The following is a 1,224-nucleotide window of genomic DNA, read 5'->3' as shown; positions in this document are numbered from 1 at the left end:
GTAGAGTCGAGATCCTATGTTCGTGGTCAAGTCTGCTGGAAGCAGGCTTGACCCACTTTCAGCATGCTCGGGTCGAAATCCCGGCCGCTCTTGAAGACGCCCCACGCGATTCTGGCCAGCTTCCTGGCCAGGATGTTGAAGCTGGCGGTGCTGCTGTGTCCGCGGTCGCGGATGGCGGTGTAGAGGGGTTTTCCTCCCTTGCATCGGGTCAGGCCCATGGCCGCCATGTAGAGGATCTGCCGCAGGCCGGCATTGCCTCGTTTGGACAACCGGCGACGGCCGATCCGGGCGCCGGATTCGTTGGGGCGTGGATCCAGGCCGGTGCAGGCCACCCAGGCGTCTGAGTTGGCCAACGGCCAGCGGGTGATGTGATGGGTAACAAAGGCCGCCACCGTCGGGCCCACACCCGGAATGGTCATGATCCGCCGATACAGATCGCGCTGTTCGCCGCTGCGACAGACGTGTTGGATCTCTCGATCCAGCATCGCAATGGCCCCTTTCAGACCACTGAATATCGGCCCGAAGATGGCCGATTCAGCCGCGTCGGTCCCCAAGGAAAGATGGAGCGTTGCCTTGTTCCGGACCAGACTGTCACGCTGCTGCAGAAGCACATGCAGCCGTTCCTGCTCCGGCGAGCGGGCGATGTGCTCGTGCAGATTGTCGGCCTCCCTGGCGATGTACCGTGCGATGACCTGCGCGTCGCCGGAGTCAGTCTTGCCCCGGCAGGCCACGCCCTTGGCGTAGTGCTTGATGTCACGTGGGTTGAGCAGGAAGACAGCGTGGCCGGCCTTCTGGGCAGCCCGAACCACAAGCTCGTGATGGCGATTGGTCGCTTCAACGCCGATACGCGACTTGGCAGGCACGCTGGACAGCCACTTGCCGATGGCCGAGGCTGAATTGGCGATTCGGGCGCTGCCCTTGGTGCCGTGGCGCGCCACCACCAAAGTCTTTGAATCGGCGTCGATGCCGATGGCCGAATGATCTGACATCTGTGCAACTCCCAGCTATTGTTAAGGGGCTGGGGTGGTACCGCACCACGTTGGCTTGCCTACATCGGCGGTCCTCAAAGGCCGCTAGATCCTTTATCGACGTTAAGGTGCGGGATGGGGATCGCTCGACTCGTCTGTCGGCTCGACTCCGCAGATGCTTGCTTGACGGTCCCTCCACCCTGGCTCCTACATACCTCGTAGGAGCCGGCGGGAACATACAAGCTTGCTCGACTGC

The 1,224-nt window shown here is 62.4% G+C and carries 1 protein-coding gene; it reads right to left on the bottom strand.

The genetic code is table 11. The features are described from left to right. Positions 1 to 26: 26 nt before the first annotated feature. Positions 27 to 989 carry a transposase gene (locus G4G00_RS21720; protein ID WP_164276640.1) on the bottom strand — a complete coding sequence of 321 codons (963 nt, stop codon included), beginning with the start codon at positions 987 to 989 and terminating at the stop codon, positions 27 to 29. Positions 990 to 1,224 lie beyond the last annotated feature (235 nt).

It is taken from the genome of Stenotrophomonas sp. B1-1 (genome assembly GCF_010894375.1).
Classification (GTDB): Bacteria; Pseudomonadota; Gammaproteobacteria; order Xanthomonadales; family Xanthomonadaceae; genus Stenotrophomonas.
The sequence above is the reverse complement of the archived record's forward strand: the minus strand, read 5'-3'. Positions and strand labels throughout refer to the sequence as shown.

Coding starts and splice junctions, on each gene's coding strand:
- G4G00_RS21720 (WP_164276640.1), bottom strand. CDS start 989: ATGTCAGATCATTCGGCCATCGGCATCGACGCCGATTCAAAGACTTTG.